This is a genomic window from Paracoccus ravus (genome assembly GCF_004522175.1).
GTDB classification, from domain to species: domain Bacteria; phylum Pseudomonadota; class Alphaproteobacteria; order Rhodobacterales; family Rhodobacteraceae; genus Paracoccus; species Paracoccus ravus.
Window position 1 is genome coordinate 192,271 of record NZ_SDEB01000004.1, and the last position, 18,026, is coordinate 210,296.

General features: G+C 62.8%; 22 protein-coding genes. 15 read left to right on the forward strand and 7 right to left on the reverse strand.

The window, feature by feature from the left end; all coding sequences use genetic code 11:
* Nucleotides 1–660: 660 nt before the first annotated feature.
* A complete protein-coding gene (gene acuI / locus ESZ60_RS05355; RefSeq protein WP_134679388.1) occupies nucleotides 661–1,647 on the reverse strand; it encodes an acrylyl-CoA reductase (NADPH) in 987 nt (328 codons plus the stop codon).
* Between the two features lie 104 nt (nucleotides 1,648–1,751).
* Here acuI and ESZ60_RS05360 point away from each other — a divergent pair, with 104 nt between their 5' ends.
* The 9 genes from ESZ60_RS05360 (at nucleotide 1,752) to ESZ60_RS05400 (ending at nucleotide 7,431) form a co-directional block, all read left to right on the forward strand.
* Nucleotides 1,752–2,138, forward strand: a complete 387-nt coding sequence (locus tag ESZ60_RS05360; RefSeq protein WP_134679389.1) for a winged helix-turn-helix transcriptional regulator — start codon at nucleotides 1,752–1,754, stop codon at nucleotides 2,136–2,138.
* A 333-nt stretch (nucleotides 2,139–2,471) separates the two neighbouring features.
* Entirely contained in the window at nucleotides 2,472–2,864 is a 393-nt protein-coding gene (locus tag ESZ60_RS05365) for a hypothetical protein (RefSeq protein WP_134679390.1), read from the forward strand.
* An 89-nt stretch (nucleotides 2,865–2,953) separates the two neighbouring features.
* Nucleotides 2,954–4,345, forward strand: coding sequence for a phage portal protein (locus tag ESZ60_RS05370; RefSeq protein ID WP_134679391.1), 1,392 nt, complete (start codon nucleotides 2,954–2,956; stop codon nucleotides 4,343–4,345).
* The gene (locus ESZ60_RS05375; protein ID WP_134679392.1) at nucleotides 4,342–5,064 is read left to right on the forward strand and encodes a hypothetical protein; all 723 of its coding nucleotides are present in this window, start codon (nucleotides 4,342–4,344) and stop codon (nucleotides 5,062–5,064) included. The genes ESZ60_RS05370 and ESZ60_RS05375 overlap by 4 nt, the downstream gene beginning before the upstream one ends.
* A complete protein-coding gene (locus tag ESZ60_RS05380) occupies nucleotides 5,061–5,534 on the forward strand; it encodes a hypothetical protein (protein ID WP_134679393.1) in 474 nt (157 codons plus the stop codon). The genes ESZ60_RS05375 and ESZ60_RS05380 overlap by 4 nt, the downstream gene beginning before the upstream one ends.
* Complete coding sequence (locus ESZ60_RS05385; protein ID WP_134679394.1) at nucleotides 5,531–6,064, forward strand: hypothetical protein; 534 nt, start codon at nucleotides 5,531–5,533, stop codon at nucleotides 6,062–6,064. Before ESZ60_RS05380 ends, ESZ60_RS05385 begins: the two co-directional genes overlap by 4 nt.
* Complete coding sequence (locus tag ESZ60_RS05390) at nucleotides 6,064–6,435, forward strand: hypothetical protein (protein WP_134679395.1); 372 nt, start codon at nucleotides 6,064–6,066, stop codon at nucleotides 6,433–6,435. The genes ESZ60_RS05385 and ESZ60_RS05390 overlap by 1 nt, the downstream gene beginning before the upstream one ends.
* Before the next feature lie 64 nt (nucleotides 6,436–6,499).
* Nucleotides 6,500–6,814, forward strand: coding sequence for a hypothetical protein (locus ESZ60_RS05395; RefSeq protein ID WP_134679396.1), 315 nt, complete (start codon nucleotides 6,500–6,502; stop codon nucleotides 6,812–6,814).
* A gap of 410 nt (nucleotides 6,815–7,224) precedes the next feature.
* Nucleotides 7,225–7,431: a hypothetical protein gene (locus ESZ60_RS05400; RefSeq protein ID WP_134679397.1), complete on the forward strand. Its 207-nt coding sequence runs from the start codon at nucleotides 7,225–7,227 to the stop codon at nucleotides 7,429–7,431.
* Between the two features lie 52 nt (nucleotides 7,432–7,483).
* On the opposite strand, the gene ESZ60_RS05405 is transcribed toward ESZ60_RS05400, so the two are convergent.
* Nucleotides 7,484–8,653, reverse strand: a complete 1,170-nt coding sequence (locus ESZ60_RS05405; protein WP_134679398.1) for a tyrosine-type recombinase/integrase — start codon at nucleotides 8,651–8,653, stop codon at nucleotides 7,484–7,486.
* Nucleotides 8,654–8,878: 225 nt separating this feature from the next.
* On the opposite strand from ESZ60_RS05405, the gene ESZ60_RS05410 reads away from it, so the two are divergent.
* The 3 genes from ESZ60_RS05410 to ESZ60_RS05420 are packed head-to-tail and all read left to right on the forward strand — an operon-like array spanning nucleotide 8,879 to nucleotide 10,805.
* Nucleotides 8,879–9,520 (forward strand): GntR family transcriptional regulator, encoded by a 642-nt coding sequence (locus tag ESZ60_RS05410; protein WP_134679399.1) that lies wholly within the window; start codon nucleotides 8,879–8,881, stop codon nucleotides 9,518–9,520.
* Complete coding sequence (locus ESZ60_RS05415; protein ID WP_134679400.1) at nucleotides 9,520–10,146, forward strand: DNA-3-methyladenine glycosylase family protein; 627 nt, start codon at nucleotides 9,520–9,522, stop codon at nucleotides 10,144–10,146. Before ESZ60_RS05410 ends, ESZ60_RS05415 begins: the two co-directional genes overlap by 1 nt.
* Complete coding sequence (locus tag ESZ60_RS05420) at nucleotides 10,143–10,805, forward strand: alpha/beta hydrolase (protein WP_134679401.1); 663 nt, start codon at nucleotides 10,143–10,145, stop codon at nucleotides 10,803–10,805. Before ESZ60_RS05415 ends, ESZ60_RS05420 begins: the two co-directional genes overlap by 4 nt.
* 195 nt (nucleotides 10,806–11,000) lie before the next feature.
* Here ESZ60_RS05420 and ESZ60_RS05425 read toward each other — a convergent pair whose 3' ends face one another.
* Nucleotides 11,001–11,438, reverse strand: a complete 438-nt coding sequence (locus ESZ60_RS05425; protein ID WP_134679402.1) for a VOC family protein — start codon at nucleotides 11,436–11,438, stop codon at nucleotides 11,001–11,003.
* Nucleotides 11,439–11,630: 192 nt separating this feature from the next.
* On the opposite strand from ESZ60_RS05425, the gene ESZ60_RS05430 reads away from it, so the two are divergent.
* Entirely contained in the window at nucleotides 11,631–12,227 is a 597-nt protein-coding gene (locus ESZ60_RS05430; protein ID WP_134679403.1) for an HNH endonuclease, read from the forward strand.
* Nucleotides 12,228–12,240: 13 nt separating this feature from the next.
* On the opposite strand, the gene ESZ60_RS20690 is transcribed toward ESZ60_RS05430, so the two are convergent.
* Entirely contained in the window at nucleotides 12,241–12,402 is a 162-nt protein-coding gene (locus ESZ60_RS20690) for a hypothetical protein (RefSeq protein ID WP_167620068.1), read from the reverse strand.
* 150 nt (nucleotides 12,403–12,552) lie between these two features.
* On the opposite strand from ESZ60_RS20690, the gene ESZ60_RS05435 reads away from it, so the two are divergent.
* Nucleotides 12,553–13,635 carry a PA0069 family radical SAM protein gene (locus ESZ60_RS05435; protein ID WP_134679404.1) on the forward strand — a complete coding sequence of 361 codons (1,083 nt, stop codon included), beginning with the start codon at nucleotides 12,553–12,555 and terminating at the stop codon, nucleotides 13,633–13,635.
* Here the strand turns inward: ESZ60_RS05435 and bmt are convergent.
* Both bmt and trpS read right to left on the reverse strand, forming a co-directional pair.
* On the reverse strand, nucleotides 13,632–14,588 hold the full coding sequence (bmt, locus tag ESZ60_RS05440; protein ID WP_134679405.1) for a betaine--homocysteine S-methyltransferase: 957 nt from the start codon (nucleotides 14,586–14,588) through the stop codon (nucleotides 13,632–13,634). The genes ESZ60_RS05435 and bmt overlap by 4 nt on opposite strands.
* A gap of 70 nt (nucleotides 14,589–14,658) precedes the next feature.
* Entirely contained in the window at nucleotides 14,659–15,678 is a 1,020-nt protein-coding gene (trpS, locus tag ESZ60_RS05445; RefSeq protein ID WP_134679406.1) for a tryptophan--tRNA ligase, read from the reverse strand.
* Between the two features lie 86 nt (nucleotides 15,679–15,764).
* Between trpS and ESZ60_RS05450 the strand changes: the two genes are divergently transcribed.
* The gene (locus ESZ60_RS05450) at nucleotides 15,765–16,478 is read left to right on the forward strand and encodes a rhomboid family intramembrane serine protease (RefSeq protein WP_134679407.1); all 714 of its coding nucleotides are present in this window, start codon (nucleotides 15,765–15,767) and stop codon (nucleotides 16,476–16,478) included.
* Here the strand turns inward: ESZ60_RS05450 and murJ are convergent.
* Complete coding sequence (murJ, locus tag ESZ60_RS05455; protein WP_134679408.1) at nucleotides 16,469–18,013, reverse strand: murein biosynthesis integral membrane protein MurJ; 1,545 nt, start codon at nucleotides 18,011–18,013, stop codon at nucleotides 16,469–16,471. The genes ESZ60_RS05450 and murJ overlap by 10 nt on opposite strands.
* Between the last annotated feature and the right edge of the window lie 13 nt (nucleotides 18,014–18,026).

Here is an 18,026-nt window from a genome sequence, read left to right on the forward strand (position 1 = left end):
CCCCCGACTTATCCCCAGAAAAGCGACGAGATCGGCGCGAATCCGTGTCGAATCCGCTGGACTCCGGGGGAATCGGCTCTTTCTGGGGGCCTATCCGCTTTTTTCTGCCCCTTGCCCCGTCGGGACCGCACCACGGAGCTTCCCGCGTAAAAAATGCGGGGATCGCGCGCCCTGCCGCCCCCGCAAAAAGTAAGGTTTTTCGCTGGATTCTACCCCCGGCTGGCCTATCATTGATCGCGTTCAACCCCGGAGGCATCGCCCATGAGCCCCGATCCTGAGCCCACGACCGAACACCCTGAGAAGTTCACCCCGACCCCAAGTCAGGCGCGCTACGCCCTCGACGTGATCCGATCCGAGATCAGCCGAAGGAGAGCCGCCAATGACACTCCACCACAGCGCCCCCGCACAACATCCCTCGACTGATCACGCGCAGTCGAAGAAATTGGTCAGGCCCCGCATGTCGGCAATGCGGACACTTCAGACGTTCGCAGATGCAGCATGCCAACGACTTTCGTCGTGGCAAGATCGTCCTGCAGGGCAAAAAGTGGACGCTTCCTGATTAATGCTAAATGGAGATTGTCGAATTCCTTCTTTACTCGGAGCCCGTATGCCTTTTTGCCTCGGGCTCCGAGAATAATTCTCTATTGCTTCAGTTGAGTTTTAAGCGTTCACATCAACCAGCGTACGCCCACGAATTTTCCCGTCCAGAACAAGCCGCGCAACGTCATCGATCTGAGCGAGACCAATCGTACTGGTCGTGCTGTTCAGCTTGTTCAGGTCCAGATCCTTGGCGAGCCTCGACCACGCCTCTAGCCGGACCTTCTGCGGCGCATTGACCGAGTCGATGCCTGCCAAAGTCACGTTCCGCAGAACGAACGGCAATACGGAACCCGGCAGGTCTGGGCCTTGGGCAATTCCGCAGGTCGTTACCACGCCACGGTATTTGGTCTGAGCCAAGACATTGGCCAAAGTGTGGCTTCCAACCGAATCCACAGCACCGGCCCATCGCTCATTTGCCACGGGCGCGCCAGCTTGAGACAACTCTCGGCGGTCGATCACTTCAGTTGCGCCGAGGCTTTTCAGGTAATCGGTTTCCTCAAGCCGTCCGGTCGAAGCGACCACGCGATAACCGAGGCCAGACAGAAGCGCGACCGCGACGGAACCAACCCCGCCGCTCGCACCTGTGACAAGTACGTCGCCGCGATCCGGGGTCAGACCGCCATGCTCCAGCGCGAGCACGCTGAGCATCGCGGTGTAACCAGCCGTGCCGATGGCCATCGCGTCTCGTGTCGACAGCGGCTGAGGAATCTTCACCAGCCATTCACTCTTCACACGGGCGCGCTGCGCGTATCCCCCGTGATGATCATGGCTAAGCGCCCAGCCGTTCACCAATACAGGGTCGCCAACCGCGAAGTCGGGGTTGGTCGACGCGATCACGGTGCCGGAAAAATCGATGCCGGGGATCAGAGGGAAGCTCTGAATGATGGGCATCCGACCGGTGATTGCCAGTCCGTCTTTGTAATTCACCGTCGAGTAGTCGACCGCGACGGTGACATCGCCGGGCGAAAGATCAGCTTCGTCGAACTCCACGACTTGGGTTGAGATCGCGTCATGGGGCTTGGTGGCGAGTAAAGCTCTGAAGGTCATGTTGATAGCCCATAGTTGTTGCTTAGGGCCGAGATCTAGATAGTAGACACTCTTGCAGCAAGAATGTACAATTATGATAGGTACTATCAAAAATGAGCGTACAGATGCGAACCAAGCGCTTTGACCCCAAGAGCGGCTGCGCCGTTGAGGTTACCCTCTCGGTCATCGGCGGTGCATGGAAACCCGTGATCTTGTTCCACTTGCTCGAAGGCAAGAAGCGCTTCATGGAACTGTCCCGTCTCGTCCCCCGCGCGACCCAGCGGATGCTGACCTTGCAACTCCGCGAGCTTGAAACTGACGGGGTGATCCTCAGACACGTCTATCCGCAAGTCCCGCCAAAGGTAGAGTACGAGATCTCGGATTTCGGTCGAACCCTAGCGCCCATCCTTGTGTCATTGCGGGACTGGGGAGATGCCTATCGTGAGACCAACCCCAATGTCCCAAGTGAAGGCGAGCATGGCGATCCGTGGGCTTGCGCGCATAGCGGCTGATCGCGGCTTTCAATTCCCTGTCGTCGACCACTGAAATCCTCGGCAATGTCGAGATTGAACTGCGCTTGCAAACCGAGAGAGATTCCGCGTGCCCCGCGAATGTCGGCGATGGGCTCAAAACGACCTCTGCGCCCCCGTAATTAGCACGGCTTTTCTCTGGATTCTGCCCCCGGCTTACCTATCATTGATTGCGTTCAACCCCGGAGCCATCGCCCATGAGCCCCGATCCTGAGCCCACGACCGAACGCCCTGAGACGTTCACCCCGACCCCAAGTCAGGCGCGCCGAGCCCTCGACATGATCCGAGCAGAGATCAGCCGTAGGAGCGCCGCCAATGACATTCCACCGCCAACCCGCGAAAGAGCCGCCGACTGATACTTGGGTCTGGCGCATCCTGTCCGACCCGACAAAGGTCCGACACCTTGCCGACCCCTTGCTTGCCGATCTCGAAGGGGTTCTGACGGCGCGGCTGACTCCACCCCATGAAATCGACCCCTGCGCCTGTCGCGATTTGATCGCCGCGCTTTTGTTTGTTGAACAGGGCTATTTGCATGCGCTGGCGAAGGATCGCCCCCTAACGGCGCGGGACTGGCGCAACGCGGCGGAATGGCTGGCGGTTCTGGGGTTCGAGGTCGAAGAGTCCGACATACTTGGCTGGATAAATGCGACACCGCGCGCCGTCCGAAAAAAGTCGAAATCGCGAAAGTGTACTACACTAAGTAATTGATAGGACCTCATAATTCAGAAGGAATCGCTTGACAGGGACCGGTATCGGGGCGGAAGCTGGTCGGACAACTGAGACAAAAGGCCGTCGCCATGTCCCGCGCCCCAACGAACCTGCTTCAACGTCTCGCCGCCGCGATCCGGCCCCCCGCCGTCAAGGGCGCACCCCCGACAGCGATGGGTTATCCCTTGCCGATCACAGGCGGATTCATCCCAGAAAGCTGGCCTTGGAATTGGTGGCAACAGGGCCGCGATCCGGTCAGCGCCGGGGTTTCCCCCATCGTCGCGGCATGCGTCTCGACCTATGCCGAAACTGTCGCCAGTCTGCCCGCCCGCCACGTTTCGGAAGTGCCGGGGCAAGGAGTCCAGGTTGTCACGACTTCGCCCCTGTCGCGCATCCTGAGATCGCCGAATGAATATCAAAGCGGCGTTGATTTTCTCGACTGTCTGGTTCGCGATCTTTACGCGACTGGCAACTCAATGTGCGCCGCGATCCGCGACGACCGTCATCAGATCGCCGAACTTCACCCGCTGCCCGCCCGCGAAACGCCGCTGCATGTTGCCTATGATGACGACGGCGGCACGGCGGTATTCTATCAACTGCCGACTTCAGCGCATCTGCCGCGCACCCTTGCCGGGGCGATCCTGCCCGCCCGCGACGTGCTGCATCTGCGGCTTCACACATCGGCGCGAAGCCCGCTGGTCGGCCAAAGCCCCGTCGCGCATCTGGCCGCAAGTATCGAGATGACGAACTCGATCATGCAGAACGGGGCGACATTCTTCTCAAACATGAGCCGTCCGAGCGGCGTCATCACGACCGACGAACGTCTGACAAAAGAGCAAATGGCGGTCCTGCGCGAGACTTGGCAGAGCCAATCCGCCGCGCTGAACTCTGGCCGCGTCCCTATTCTGGGTTCAGGTCTGAAGTGGCAAAGCCTGTCGATCAATTCGGTCGACGCGCAACTGATCGCCAGTTACGAACTTGGCGCGAAAGAGATCGCCCGCGCCTTCAGAGTCCCGCTGCCCCTGATTGGCGATCAGTCTGGCGCGAGCCAATACGGCACGACCGAGGCGCTTGCTTCGCTTTGGTTAGCGATGGGACTCGGCCATACCCTCGAACTGATCGAGACAGGCATTTCGCGCTTCTTCAATCTGCCGCCGACGCAGCGCCTCGACTTGGACGAGTCGGCCCTTCTGCGGGCCGATCAGGCGGCGCGCGCCGAAGTTCTGGCGAAGCTTGTGATCAATGGCATCCTGTCGCCAAACGAAGCCCGTTTGCGCGAAGGCTTGCCCGATACGCCATTTGGCGATGAGCCGCGCGCACAAAGCCAAATGGTGCCACTCAGCGCGGCGGGGGCCGTGGCCGAGCCCGATGCCGTCGTGTCCCTGCCAGCGGCCCCTGTGAGCGAAGTACGCGCCTTGCCGCCGCCAGATGACCGGATCGCCGCCCGTCTGCGGCTTGTCGCCGGAAAGGAGACGCCGTGATGCTGACCCGAAGCCTATCCACCCCCGTGCTCCGCATCGGCGGGGCTGAAGTGAGCCTGAGCCGCTATCTCGCATCGCGCGGGGTCAAAACCGCGACGGGTATGGTCGGCACCATCGCCAAGCGTTTGCCCGATACCGCCCCCGCCAAAGTCATCGAAGCCCTACGCGAAATGCGCGGGGTCGTGCGCGAGGCGGTCGCCCTGATCCGGGCATGCGCCGAGGCGGGCAAGTCACTCAGCGCCGCCGCCCGCGCGCTGGAAACGGGCGAAGCCGACGGGGCATCGCCGCTGATCGGCGTGGCGCTCGAAACCCGCGCGAGCCTTGCTTTCATCCGCGCTGCCGTGCCTGACGCCGACGAGACAGAGGCCGAGGAAACCGCCGAGCATCTTCGGGCCGTCGCGCATCTGGTCGCCGAGGACGTAAGCACCGCCCGCAAGCGGCTGGCAATGGTTCAAGACTTGCTGGCCGAGGCGGTCGACACCGCCCTGAGCCTCGAAGGCACAGACGCGACAGCGATCCTGTCCGAGTTCACCCCGACGCCGCGCTTGCAAAGCGCCATGAAACGGCAAAGGGCGCTTCTGCCTGAGCATATCCGGTCGGTCGCCCGTCTGACCCTTGGCGAAAAGCGAAAAGAGGTCGCCGACAAGCGCCTAGCGCAAAGGGCCGAAGCCCGCCGCGAGTTGGAATCCGCTGCACAAGATGCATGGGGGAACGCATGAGCGCCACAGTCAAAAGCGCCCGCGTCGCGCAACTTGTCGCATGGCTGAAAACAGAAGTCGGCGACAGGGCCGTATCTGGCAAGGCTTTGGCGGATATCCTCGACGCCGTGCTTCAGGCCGTCGCCGCCGACCGCGAGGCCGAAGCGGATGCGCTGGCGGTCAAGGTCACAGACGCGGCGGGGGCCGTGATCAAGGAACAGGTTGCCGACCTGTCTGACCGCCTCGACCGGATCGACGGCGCGCATCTGATCAAGTCTGCCGGGGGCGCTGTCATCGCCGCGAACCTTGCCGCCTTGGCTCGCGTGGCAGAACAGATCGAACTTCGCAAAGCTGCGATCATCCGGGGCGAGCCTTCGCCCTTCATCCGCGCCGTGATCGGCGGCGAACGCAATGCCCCCCGCGACGAGAACGGCGGCAAACAGGCGGCAGAGTCGGGGCAGATCATCCGAAAATTGACGGTATCGCCATGACCGTCGCCGCGCTGCATGAGGTCCGGCATGCGTTGGCGGCGGCAGTCGCATCGCAATATCTTGGCGTCTCGACGAAGGGGCTCGAAACCGTCATCGCCGACGAAGGCGACGGCAACGGCTCTTTCACGATCATCCCCGTCGGCATGTCCCGCGAGTCCTTCGAAAGCGTCATGGCGCTTGCCAGCCTTGGCCCCTGCATCGCGCATCCGAAGGCCGAATTGGCGATCCTGAAGGCGGGGGCAATCGATCATCCCGCGCTCGAACCCGTCTATTTCAAGGCGGGTCTGTCCGATGACGATGCCCGCTGGCGCGCCAAATGGACGGGCTCATTCACGGCGGCGGCGACAGTCGTCGCGGCAACGCGGGCGCTCGATGCCAGACTCGGAACGCTGGGCCGCGCGAAGCTTTGCCGCGTCGTGACGGCGCTCGGAAAGACCCGCACGGATCGCGGGTTGATGCTCGACACGCTTTGCCCGCCCCGGTTCGCGCGGCGGGCTTTGGCAACGGTGAAATTAGGGGAAATCGCGTGATGATGACGTTTCAGGAACGGTACGACTTTGCGAAGGAAGTTGTTCTTGCGCTGGTGCCGACGATCAAGGCGGCGGGGCGGGAACAGGGTTTCGAGATCGGTCGCGCGCTGGCCGTGATCGAAATGGATCGCGCCGCCCTGAAGCTGCATGGCGGCGCATATTGGCGCGCCCCGATCCTCGACGAAGGGCCGAACAGTCTCGACGCCGAGATACGCGGGCTGGCCGAGTCTGATACCCCGGTCCTGCTTGTCACCGCCGACGACCGGGGCTTGCCCGTCAAGCGTCTGGCCGTTCTGCGCGGGGGGCATTCCTTGGCCGATCTGCCCGACGCGAAACATGCGGGGGAAGGCCCGCTGATCTTCGAAACTTGACGCGCCCCCGGTCCGTGTAAGGGGCCGAAGGGCGCTTGTCGCTGTCGGGAAAGGGAAGCGACGAATGCACCATAGCACAATCACCGATCACGCGATCCGCGATCACAATCATCGCCTGATCACTGAGCCGATCCGCCGCGCCGCTGGCAGGAATCTTGCCCGCCGTGGCGATTACGTCAGAGCCGCTGAACATTTCGCCAGAGAGGTACCGCGCGAAAGCTGGTCGCGTGATGCCGTCCGCATTTGGCTTTCGCATCGTCTGCTTTGGTTTCGGTATGATCGCGGCGGCTCGCTGATCACCGCCGCCGCCTGTCCGAACGCCGAGCAGACGCGCGAAGTCTGGTCGAGCCTGAAGGCATTGGCGCGGGTCGAAGACTGAAGTCAGTCAGGCAAATTGCCTGAGTTTGTCCACTATGCCTGGGTGTACTCAGTTCGCCCCCCGGCGCACTGGCGGCGCGGATATCGTGAATCCGAGTTCCACAAATGCGAACGCCCCCGCCTCTGGAACGGGGGCGCACTCCGCATCTTCGATCCGGGCAAACCGGATTATCCACGGATCGGGGAATAATACTTCAGGATTACACCTTAACAAATGCATAGTCACGCCGCCCGATCCGATGCTAGGATTCAAGTTGGAATGCATCGCCGGGGAGAGTGACCACAGACTCGCCGACGATGGTCGCGGAAGGTGTGGCTCGGCAGTCGGGGTTGGCTAGGCTAGTCAAGCTTGGGCCGTCTTGGTGAGGCCTGGCAGTCTTGCATTTTCGCTCGACTGCTAGGAGAGATCAGATGACTGCTGAAGTGTTCGAAGCCTTGTCGGAAAGGTTTTCCCGGCATGGATTTATCCTGCGTGAGTGGGGCGGATTTTACCTTCTTACGGATATGGATGGTCTGCCAGTCCATCCTGGAAGTGATGAGGGTCGGAACCCGTACACGCTCACTGAGGTCGACGTTCTGGAATGGGCCGCCGATCTTTGCTCAGAAAGCGAAGGTTGACCGGAGTCCGGATTAAAAGGGGGCGATCCTTTCGAGGATCGCCTTCTGTCTTTCACACATGCGCCGTTGTCACATATTTCGCCCAATCGGCCATGACCGGGCGGCGAAGGTCGAGCAGGTCACTACGTTGATACGCCCGCGACGTGGCGTTGCCGACCACATGATCTAGGGCTGCTTCGGCGGTGGCAAAGTCAATGGCGCTATCCGCACACCATGACCTGAAACTTGATCTGAAGCCATGGGCGGTCGACTTGATGCCGTTTCTTCGGATGATTGTCCAAATCGTTGAACTCTCGATGTTCTGCTCGTGTCTTGCCGCAAAAAGGAGTGTGTTACTGCGGGTCAGTATCTTTGCGAGGCCGATCACATGAATTGCCTCATCACTCAAAGGAACGCGGAATGGGCGGCCAGATTTCATATCAGGACCCGGAACAGTCCACACCCGATCTTCAAGGTCGAAATCTGCGATCCTTGCCATGCGGATCGGTCGGCTTCGGCTGGCGGTCAATATCAAGAGACGCGCGGCCAATGCCCCGAGGGAGTCGTCGCCGAGTTTCTGATAGGCGGCGGGGATATCTGCATGGGGCAGGGCTTCATAATTCGTGACCTTGTGTCCTTGGTGGCCGAGTTGGATCACCGCCCGGTCGATTACCGTCAGGTCAAGATTCGGAAACTCTGCTGCGGCATACCGCCATACCGCCCGGAGACGAGACACGACTTCGGTCGACGACGACGGCTTTTCGGTCCAGATCGGTCTAATCGTGGCGACGATATCCCGCGCTGTCACCTTGGTTATGTCCGCATCGCCAAGTTGGGGCAGGATATGGTTTTCCAAGCAGCGAAGCCATGTCGGCCCACCACGCCTGAGCCGTCGGGCGTTTGCCTCATGGGCGCGACTTGCCCAGATCGACAGGGAACGCTCTGCGTCGGCACGTTCAATCCGGGGCGAGGCGCGTTTGCCGGACTTCACCTGTAACTTAGCAGCATCGCGTTTCAGGCGGGCTTCAGTCAGGGTGAGATCGGGATACGAGCCAAGGGAAACTTCCCGCCGCTTGCCTGTCAGCGGGTCTGTATGTCGATAGACGAAGAGTCGGGAACCGCCCCGCACCACGAAAATTAGGCCGTTGCCGTCCGAATGCCTTCCGTCTTTGAGTCTGGGTATTTCGGAAGACCTCAATCCGCCCCGTTTTGGCTTTTGGGGTGCGGTCGAATTGTCCACCATCTGTCCACCTTTTCTTTGTCCACCACGATACAGTAAGGTGCAGTTCGTGGCGCGAATCGCTTCGCTAAGTTCCTATGTTTATGGGTATATTTCTTATCGTTTCGAGTAGTGACTTTAACGTTATAACAGAAGATCCAGGTCGTCACATGATCAAAATCCATGCGCCCTGCCTAAGCCCGAGGCGGGGCGCTTGCAATCCCGCGCGGGACGGCGGATCGTGCCGCCATGAAAGATGCCTATTCCCTGATCCTTTCCGCCATCGACAATGGCACATACCGCCCCGGCGACCGCCTGGTGGAATCCGAATTGGCCGAGCGCTTCGGGGTGTCGCGCACCCCGGTCCGCGAGGCGCTGCAACGGCTCGAGACGCAATCCATGCTCAAGCGCGACGGGCGCAGCCTGATCGTCGCGACGCTGGACCATAACCAGCTTGCCGAACTTTATACCGTGCGGGCCGAGTTGGAGGCGCTTGCCGCCCGCCTCGCCGCTCGCCATGCCACGCCCGAAGAAATCCGCGTCCTGGCGGGCATGGTCGAAGAGGATCACAGAATTCTTGGTGATCCGCAGGCATTGTCGCGGGCCAATCGCCGCTTTCACCACCAGATCCATCTGGCCTCGCATAACCGCTATCTCGTGCAGCAACTGGAAATCGTGCATCGCAGCATGGCGCTGATGGCGCGCACGACATTGGCGGCCAAGGGCCGCGACACGGTGACGCTGGACGAGCATCAGGAAATCGTCGACGCCATTGCCGCCCATGACGGCGCGCGCGCCGAGGCGGCGCTGCGACGCCATATCTCCATGGCCTATGAAACCCGCCTCAAGGAAGAGGCGCGGATCGCAGCCGAATCCGGCCCGGAGGTCTGATGCGGCTGATTCGGGCCGAGGCGGATCTGCAAGAGGGCGCGGCCCATCTTGCCCGGGTCTGTCCGGTCTGGGCGCGGGCCTTGCCAGAAATCGGCCCGTTGCCGCTGCGCCGCTGGGACGAGGGTTTCGTCTCGATCCGCGATGCGATCGTCTCGCAGCAGATTTCGACCCATGCCGCCAACGCCATCGTGACGCGCTTGGTTGCGGCTGGGCTGGGCGAAGAGGCGGCGATTGCCGGGGCCGAGGACGAGGCCCTGCGTGCCGTGGGGCTCTCGCGCCCAAAGATCCGCTATCTGCGGGGCATCGCCCAGGCCGGGCTTGACTGGCAGGGCTTGCGCGATCTGCCCGATGACGAGGCCATTGCCGCGCTGACCGCATTGCCGGGCATTGGGCGCTGGACCGCCGAAATCTATCTGAAATTCGCCCTTGGCCGGGCGGATGTCTTTGCCTCGGGCGACCTTGCCTTGGCCGAGGCCGCGCGGCTGCTTTACGAATTGCCCGCGCGGCCTAGCCCCAAGGCGCTGACCGAGATGGCCGAGCCGTGGCGGCCCTGGCGTGCGGTTGCGGCCCGGGGTCTCTGGGCCTATTACCGGCTGGCAAAAGGACGCGAGGGGGTGAAGTCATGACGCGACAGCTGAATTCGAAACGCAGGGGACCCGAGCAGGCCTCGCAGATCGTTGTCTTTCTGCATGGCTATGGGGCCGATGGGGCCGATCTGCTGGGCTTTGCCGATCCGATGGCCCCGCATCTGCCGGGCACGGCCTTCTACGCGCCCGATGCGCCCGAGCGCTGCGTCAACAATCCGATGGGTTTTCAATGGTTCCCCATCCCCTGGATGGATGGATCGACACCTGAGCAGGCCCGCGCCTCGGCCGAGCAATCCTTTGACGACATCAATGCCTTTCTCGACACGGTGCTCGCGGCAGAGGGGCTTTCCCCGTCGCGGCTGGCGCTGGTCGGTTTTTCGCAGGGCACCATGATGTCGCTGGAGGTTGCGCCCCGCCGAAGCGAGAAGATCGCCGGCGTCGTGGGCTTTTCCGGCAGGCTTCTGGACCCCGATGCGCTGGCGCGCGATGTCAGGTCTCGGCCTCCGGTCCTGCTCGCGCATGGCGATCAGGATCCGGTCGTGCCTTTCGAAAGCATGGGGCTGGCGTCCGAGGGGCTGACCCGGGCGGGTTTTGATGTCCGCACCCATGTGATGCGCGGCACGCCGCATGGCATTTCACCCGACGGGCTGACCGTGGCCTTGCAATTCCTGCGTGAGCGATTTGCCGCGAGGTCATAGGCGGCGCAGCGAATTGGGGCTTGAAGTGCTCGATTGAGGCCCTAGGTTCAAATCAGGTAATGAGGAGTGGTTGCGATGGATCTGATCTGGATGACACTTGCGGCAATCGGCGTCAGCGCTGTTTCCATTCTCGTGATGCCGCGGCCGCAACTGCGGAAACTGGCTGTTCGCGCCCGTCGCTGACCTTTTTTCGCTTCAGGGCCGGAGCGTTCCGGCCTTGTCCCAGATCGCCGGGTCGGCGATCTCGATCGAGTTTCCCGCCGGGTCGCGGAAATAGATCGACCGGCCTCCCTGAGGCCAGACAAAATCCGCCTCGATTGTCACGCCGCTTCGTTCCAGATGCGCACGCCATGCGTCGATCAGCCCGGATGCTGCGGCAAGGCAGAAATGCCCTGGCCCTGTCGCGCCATGGGGCGGCACAGGCAGGCGGGCGTCGCGGGGCGGTTCCATCGTGATTTTCGGGTCGAAAACCAGCAGGACCTGCGCCCCGCAGTGAAAAAAGACATGCCGGCCGGGTTGGCGCCCGATCACCCTTAGCCCCATGATCTCGGTCCAGAAGGTCTCGGCCAGCACAAGATCTTCTGCATACAGGGCAGATTCCAAGGTGCCAAGGACCGCAGGGGCTGTGCTCATGCCTGAATCCTGTCAGCTTGATCGGGCAAGGGCAAGGACGAAGCGGGCGTGCCGCTATGTCACGCAGATGTCACTTCACCACGGTAAAGCGACGGCGAGACATATATTCAGGGTCTTGTCAGATGCTGGTCGCGATATATAGTCGGCCGGAAGAAAGTTCCGACAAGTTCCTGTCAGGCGAGGCAAGGGCCGATGCTGGACGATCATGGCGATTTTCGTACCCAATTCGTGCGCGAGCCCTCGAGCCTGCGCCACCATCCGGCATTGGTGCTGAATGCGGATTTCCGTCCGCTCAGTTATTTTCCACTGTCCCTCTGGCCCTGGCAGGAATCGATCAAGGCGGTATGTCTCGATCGGGTCCAGATCATCGCCGAATATGAGGCGGTGGTGCGAAGCCAGCGGGAGAGCATACGCATCCCCTCGGTCGTTGTGCTGAAAGATTATGTGAAACCTCAGAAGCGCGTGGCATTCACGCGCTTCAATCTTTTTCTGCGGGACGAATTCTGCTGCCAGTATTGCGGGGCCAAGGGGGAATTGACCTTTGACCATGTCGTGCCGCGCTCGCGCGGGGGCGTCACCAGCTGGGAAAACGTGGTCGCGGCCTGCTCGCCCTGCAACCTGAAAAAAGCCAATAAGTCCCTGCGGAATTCCGGTCTGCGCCTGCGCCGCCCGGCGCGCCGTCCCAGTTCCGAGGAAATGCATGCGGTTGGACGTCGCTTCCCGCCGAATTACCTGCATGAAAGCTGGATGGACTTCCTTTATTGGGACACCGAACTGCTGGCCGATTAGGGCGGCATTCCGATCAGCCTTGCTCGCGCATCGCGAAATGGACGATCACGGCTGCCGTCAGGGCGGCCAGACCCAGGATCAGCAGCGGAACACCGATATTGCTGGCGGCCCAAATGGTCAGCGCGGCGGCAAGTATCACGGCCAGAATCAGGATGAGAAAACGCGGCAGCGGCATATCGACCTCCCATGATCCCATTATGAGTTGAGATCAGCAAAACGGAAAGGCCGCATTTCGGGTTCCAGCGAGGCAGGAAATCGGGTCGAGGCGGGATGCAACTCCGCAGGCGTTCTTGCTATGTTCTCGTTCGACCGATATGATCGGATCATGACACTGCCGCCTCGCAATCCGGATGAAGCCCTATTGGCCCGTGGCGCCGCCGCGCGGCCGGCAGGGCGGTTCGAACCCTATCAATCCGTACGCGAGGATGATGGCTGGGACAGCCCGATCGAACCCGCAACCCTGCGAACAGACGTGACGCTGGAAAGGGCCAGATCCATCCTGGCGCGAAACGACTCGCCCGACATTCCCTTCGACCGCTCGGTGAATCCCTACCGCGGATGCGAGCATGGCTGCATCTATTGTTTCGCACGCCCCAGCCATGCCTATCTGGGCCTGTCGCCGGGCCTTGATTTCGAGACGAAAATCACCGCCAAGCCCAATGCGCCCGAGCTTCTGGCGCAAGAGATCGGGCGACGCGGCTATGCCGTCGCCCCGATCGCCTTCGGAACGAATACCGATCCCTATCAGCCCGCCGAATCCAGCCTGCGGATCATGCGCGGCTGCCTTGAAGTGCTGTGCGACTGGCATCATCCGCTTTCAGTGGTGACGCGCGGCGCGCAAATTCTGCGCGACCTCGACATCTTGGGCGGGATGGCGGCTTTGCGGCTGGTCTGGGTCGGGGTCTCGATCACGACGCTCGACGCAAAGCTTGCCCGCGAGATGGAACCGCGCGCCCCCGCTCCCGCGACCCGGTTGCGGATGATCGAGGGGCTGGCGCAGGCAGGCGTTCCGGTCCGGGTCATGGCGGCGCCGATGATCCCCTCGCTCAACGATCACGAGATGGAACGGATCCTGCAAGCGGCGCGGGACGCTGGCGCGCGCGCCGCCTCGATGATCCCGGTCCGCTTGCCGCTGGAGGTCGCGCCATTGTTTCGCGACTGGCTCGAACGCCGCCATCCGGGCAAGGCCGCGCATGTCATGTCTCGCATTCAGGCGATGCGGGGCGGGCGCGACAATGATCCGCGTTTCGGCAGCCGATTTCGCGGCGAGGGACCCGAGGCCGAATTGCTGCATCAGCGCTTCCGACTGGCGCGCAAGCGCCTTGGCCTCGACCGCGCCGAGCCGGTGCTGGATTGCAGCCTTTTCGCGCAGCCGCCACGGGCGGGTGACCAACTCTCGCTGTTCTAACGATCCACCATCAGCCCGGAGATCCGGGTCGAGATCGCGTCGCTGGTCGGTCGCGCCCCGGGCTTGCGGCTTTCCAGAGCTTCTCGCATCGCGGCGAGATGCTCTGGCGTTGTTCCGCAGCATCCGCCGATAATGCGGATCCCCAGATCGCGGGCGAGGACCGCGAATTCCGCCATGACCTCGGGCGTCCCGTCATAGATCAGCCCGCCATCCTGATAACGCGGCACGCCCGCATTGGGTTTGGCGATCAACGGGCGCTCGCAGCCCGTGGCCGAAAAGCCTGCAACGGCCAGCAGCAATTCCGCGGGGCCGGTGCCGCAATTCGCGCCGTAAGCGACCGGCGGATAAGGCAGGCGCTCGACCAGAGCGGCAAGCTGCGCCGGGCTCACGCCCATGATGCTGCGCCCGCCGGGCTCGAAGCTCATCATGCCGCACCAGGGCAGGCCGGTCGATTGCGCGGCGCGGGCGGCGGCGCGCAGCTCCTCGATGGCGCTGACGGTCTCGATCCAGAGAATATCCGCGCCGCCCTCTTTCAGGGCCGTGGCCTGTTCGGTGAACAACCGGACGGCATCGGCCTCGGTCAGGCGACCGACCGGGGCCATGATCTCGCCGGTCGGTCCGATCGAGCCCGCGACGATGACCGAACGGCCGCTTTCCGCGACAGCCTCACGGGCGAGGCGCGCGGCGGCGTGATTGATTTCGGCCACGCGACCCTCCGCCCCCACCAGCCGCAAGCGGCTGGCATTGGCGCCGAAGCTATTGGTCAGGATCAGATCCGCTCCTGCCGCGATCATCTGGCGGTGCAATTCGCGCACCCGGTCAGGATGGGTCACGCACCACAGGTCTGGGGCGTCGCCGGGCTGAAGGCCCATATTGTAAAGATTGGTCCCGGTCGCGCCATCGGCCAAGAGCCAGGGGCGCGTCCCGAAGAGCCGGGACAGGATGTCCGTCATCTGAATATCCGTTCTCGCACGGGATGAGCCTAGCACATCCCGCGCGGAAAGGGCTGATTTTTCCGTCGCTTCAGCGCGAGCGGATCATGCCCATGATTTCCTTCGTGCGCTCGACGATGGGCTGGGCAATCGCCGCCGCCTGATCCGCGCCGCGCCCCATGATGCGGTCGATCTCGGCCGGGTCGGCCATGAAGCGCGTCATCTTCTCGGTGATCGGCGCGAGGCTTTCCACCGCGACCTCGGCCAGTGCCGGCTTGAACGCGCCAAAGCCCTGACCCTCGAAACGGGCCAGAACCTGATCAGCAGATTCGCCCGTTAGTGCCGCGAAGATGTTGACGAGGTTCTTGGCTTCGGGGCGGTCCTGCAGGCCCTCCATCGAGCCGGGCAGCGGGTCGGCATCGGTCCGCGCCTTGCGGATCTTCTGCGCGATCGCATCGGCATCGTCGGTCAGGTTGATGCGGGTGGCGTCCGAGGGATCGGATTTCGACATCTTCTTCGAGCCGTCGCGCAGCGACATGACGCGGGTCGCGGTGCCCTCGATCATGGGCTTGGTGATCGGGAAGAAATCCACGCCGTAATCATGGTTGAACTTGGCCGCGATGTCGCGTGTCAGTTCCAGATGCTGCTTCTGATCCTCGCCGACCGGCACTTCGGTGGCGTGATAGGCCAGGATGTCGGCGGCCATCAGCGAGGGATAGGCGAGCAGGCCGAGGCTGGAATTCTCGCTGTTCTTGCCGGCCTTGTCCTTGAACTGGGTCATCCGGTACATCCAGCCGACCCGCGCCACGGTGTTGAAGAGCCATGCCAGTTCGGCATGCTGCGAGACCTGGCTTTGATTGAACAGGACCGAGACCTCGGGATCGACGCCCGAGGCCATGAAGGCCGCCGCGACCTCGCGCGTATTGTGGCGCAGCTTCTCGGGATCTTGCCAGACGGTGATCGCATGCAGGTCCACGACGCAATAGATCGTCTCGGCTCCCTGGCCCTGGTACTCGGCAAAGCGTTTCAACGCGCCAAGGTAATTGCCCAGCGTCAGCCCGCCCGAGGGCTGGATGCCGGAAAAGATGCGCGGAGCGAAGCTCGTGGTCATGGCACTACCTGCTTGGAAATTCCCGGAGGCTGGCTTACCCCTTGACCCGTCCGGGCGCAACCGCCCGCTCAGAGAGAAGGTAGAGCATGCGTCCCGGTTACGATGAATCCCCGCTGAACCCCGTTCCCGCCGTGGTCTGGGCTCTGGTCCTGCCGATGATCGCCTGCGAAGCGGTCTTTGGGCTGGGGCAATTGGGCCTTGCGGGCGGAGGCGGGCCGGGGGCCGGGCTTGCCATGCGGCAGGTCGCGGCCGAGCGCACCGCCTATATCCCCGAGATGATGCTGCAACTCTGGCAGATGCGGGTTTTGATCTGGGATCAGAGCTGGCGCATCCTGAGCTATCCCTTTGTCCATCTGTCGCTGACCCATGCGATCTTTGTCATCGTCTTTTGTCTTGCACTCGGCAATCTGGTGGCCAGCCAGTTCCGCGCCTGGGCAGTGGCGGCGCTGTTTTTCGGCTCGGCCATCGGGGGCGCGCTGGTCTATACGCTGGTCGCGGGGCTTTTGCCGCAATTCCGTTTCCAGCCGCTGATCGGCGGCTATCCGGCGGTCTATGGGCTGGTCGGGGCCTTTACCTTCCTGCTCTGGACCCGGCTCGGGCAGGAGAACGCGAACCGGATGCGGGCCTTTACCCTGATCGGGATGCTGCTCGCCTTTCAACTGGTCTTTGGCATTCTGTTTCAGGACGGCAGCAAGACCTGGATCGCCGAGATCGCGGGTTTTGCCACCGGGTTTCTCATGTCCTTCGTGCTGATCCCGGGCGGGGTCGCCCGGGTCATGCGCCAGATCCGTCAGCGCTGACGGCGCAACCCTGCCTTCAGATCCGCGGGACGGAAGGCCCCCAGAAGGATCGCGGCAATGCCATAGGCCGCGATCCCCGCCACCACCAGCAGCGCCAGGGCCAGATAGCGCTGATGCGGCTGGTAGAGCATCTCTCCGAGCAGGGCCATCATGCCCCAGATCGCAACCCCCATCACGCCCGAGGCCAGGATGATGCGCGGCAGGCGATGCTTGAGCCTTGCGTCCAGCGCAGCCGCCTCGCCGAAACCCTGCGTGCCGCGCCAGAGCTGCGCCGCCATCGTCCAACCCGCAATGGTCGTCCCCCAAGCCGCTGCCGAAAAACCGATGATGGGGGCCAGACCCAAAGCCACGGCGGCATTGACTACCATCGACCAGACGGCAAAGCGGAACGGGCTGCGCGTGTCCTCGCGCGCGAAATACAAGGGCTGCAGGACCTTTTGCAGCACGAAGGCGGGCAGGCCCAGCCCATAGATCGCCAGCGCCAGTGCCGTCGGGCCGACATCTGCCTCAAGGAACGCGCCACGCTTGAACAGGACCGAGATCAGCGGATAGCTCGCCATGACCAGCGCCACGGCGGCGGGTACGGTCAGGAACAGGGCGAATTCGGCGGCACGATTATAGGCATGGCGTCCGCCATCGCTGTCTCCGGCCTTGAGCCTGCGCGAGATGTCCGGCAGCAGCACGATGCCGATCGCGATGCCAACCACTCCCAGCGGCAGTTGATACAGGCGGTCGGCATTGGTCAGCCAGGCGATCGCGCCGTCATAGAAGGAACCGACCTGGCGCCCGACCAGCAGGTTGATCTGCACGACGCCTCCGGCCAGAACGGCGGGGGCGGCGACGGCCAGAAGGCGGCGCATGTCTGGCGACAGTCGGGGTCGGCGCAGGCGTAGCGGAAAGCCCATCTTTTTGGCGGCCCACCAGACCGTCGCCAGTTGTGCCAGGCCCGAGACCGGCGTGGACCAGGCCATGGCCTTGCCCATGTCCCAGCCGTAATGATCCGCCATCAGCATCGCGGCGATCAGGATGAAGTTCATCAGCACCGGCGCGGCGGCAGCGGCGATGAAGCGGCCACCCGCATTCAACAGCCCCGACAAGAGCGCGGTCAGCGAGATGAACAGGATATAGGGAAAGCAGATCCGGCCATAGACCACCGCCAGATCGAAACGCTCGTCGCCCCTGAAACCGGCCGCCATGGCGAGAACCAGCCAGGGCATGGCGAGATGCGCGATGAGCGACACCACCAGCACCACCGAGAAAAGGCCCGAAAAGGCCTCTTCGGCAAAGCCGCGCGGGTTGTCGCCCGCCTCGAGGCGCTTGGCGAACATTGGCACGAAGGCCGTGTTGAACGCCCCTTCGGCAAAGAAGCGGCGGAACATATTGGGCAGGGTGAAGGCCACCAGATAGGCCTGCGCCACCGGGCCGGTGCCCAGATAGGCCGCGATCATCACGTCGCGGACGAAACCCACGACGCGGCTCGCCAGCGTCCAGGCCCCCACCGAGAGGAAGCCCCGGATTAATCTGATCGGTTGCATGAATGTCTTTCCG

Excerpts from the sequence above, each read along its gene's own strand:
- ESZ60_RS05390 (WP_134679395.1), top strand. The coding sequence starts at position 6,064 with ATGATGACGTTTCAGGAACGGTACGACTTTGCGAAGGAAGTTGTTCTT.
- ESZ60_RS05400 (WP_134679397.1), top strand. The coding sequence starts at position 7,225 with ATGACTGCTGAAGTGTTCGAAGCCTTGTCGGAAAGGTTTTCCCGGCAT.
- murJ (WP_134679408.1), bottom strand. The coding sequence starts at position 18,013 with ATGCAACCGATCAGATTAATCCGGGGCTTCCTCTCGGTGGGGGCCTGG.
- trpS (WP_134679406.1), bottom strand. The coding sequence starts at position 15,678 with ATGACCACGAGCTTCGCTCCGCGCATCTTTTCCGGCATCCAGCCCTCG.
- ESZ60_RS05405 (WP_134679398.1), bottom strand. The coding sequence starts at position 8,653 with ATGGTGGACAATTCGACCGCACCCCAAAAGCCAAAACGGGGCGGATTG.
- bmt (WP_134679405.1), bottom strand. The coding sequence starts at position 14,588 with ATGACGGACATCCTGTCCCGGCTCTTCGGGACGCGCCCCTGGCTCTTG.
- ESZ60_RS20690 (WP_167620068.1), bottom strand. The coding sequence starts at position 12,402 with ATGCCGCTGCCGCGTTTTCTCATCCTGATTCTGGCCGTGATACTTGCC.
- ESZ60_RS05395 (WP_134679396.1), top strand. The coding sequence starts at position 6,500 with ATGCACCATAGCACAATCACCGATCACGCGATCCGCGATCACAATCAT.
- ESZ60_RS05450 (WP_134679407.1), top strand. The coding sequence starts at position 15,765 with ATGCGTCCCGGTTACGATGAATCCCCGCTGAACCCCGTTCCCGCCGTG.
- ESZ60_RS05415 (WP_134679400.1), top strand. The coding sequence starts at position 9,520 with ATGCGGCTGATTCGGGCCGAGGCGGATCTGCAAGAGGGCGCGGCCCAT.
- ESZ60_RS05425 (WP_134679402.1), bottom strand. The coding sequence starts at position 11,438 with ATGAGCACAGCCCCTGCGGTCCTTGGCACCTTGGAATCTGCCCTGTAT.
- ESZ60_RS05435 (WP_134679404.1), top strand. The coding sequence starts at position 12,553 with ATGACACTGCCGCCTCGCAATCCGGATGAAGCCCTATTGGCCCGTGGC.
- ESZ60_RS05410 (WP_134679399.1), top strand. The coding sequence starts at position 8,879 with ATGAAAGATGCCTATTCCCTGATCCTTTCCGCCATCGACAATGGCACA.
- ESZ60_RS05420 (WP_134679401.1), top strand. The coding sequence starts at position 10,143 with ATGACGCGACAGCTGAATTCGAAACGCAGGGGACCCGAGCAGGCCTCG.
- ESZ60_RS05365 (WP_134679390.1), top strand. The coding sequence starts at position 2,472 with ATGACATTCCACCGCCAACCCGCGAAAGAGCCGCCGACTGATACTTGG.
- ESZ60_RS05385 (WP_134679394.1), top strand. The coding sequence starts at position 5,531 with ATGACCGTCGCCGCGCTGCATGAGGTCCGGCATGCGTTGGCGGCGGCA.
- ESZ60_RS05430 (WP_134679403.1), top strand. The coding sequence starts at position 11,631 with ATGCTGGACGATCATGGCGATTTTCGTACCCAATTCGTGCGCGAGCCC.
- acuI (WP_134679388.1), bottom strand. The coding sequence starts at position 1,647 with ATGACCTTCAGAGCTTTACTCGCCACCAAGCCCCATGACGCGATCTCA.
- ESZ60_RS05360 (WP_134679389.1), top strand. The coding sequence starts at position 1,752 with ATGCGAACCAAGCGCTTTGACCCCAAGAGCGGCTGCGCCGTTGAGGTT.
- ESZ60_RS05370 (WP_134679391.1), top strand. The coding sequence starts at position 2,954 with ATGTCCCGCGCCCCAACGAACCTGCTTCAACGTCTCGCCGCCGCGATC.
- ESZ60_RS05380 (WP_134679393.1), top strand. The coding sequence starts at position 5,061 with ATGAGCGCCACAGTCAAAAGCGCCCGCGTCGCGCAACTTGTCGCATGG.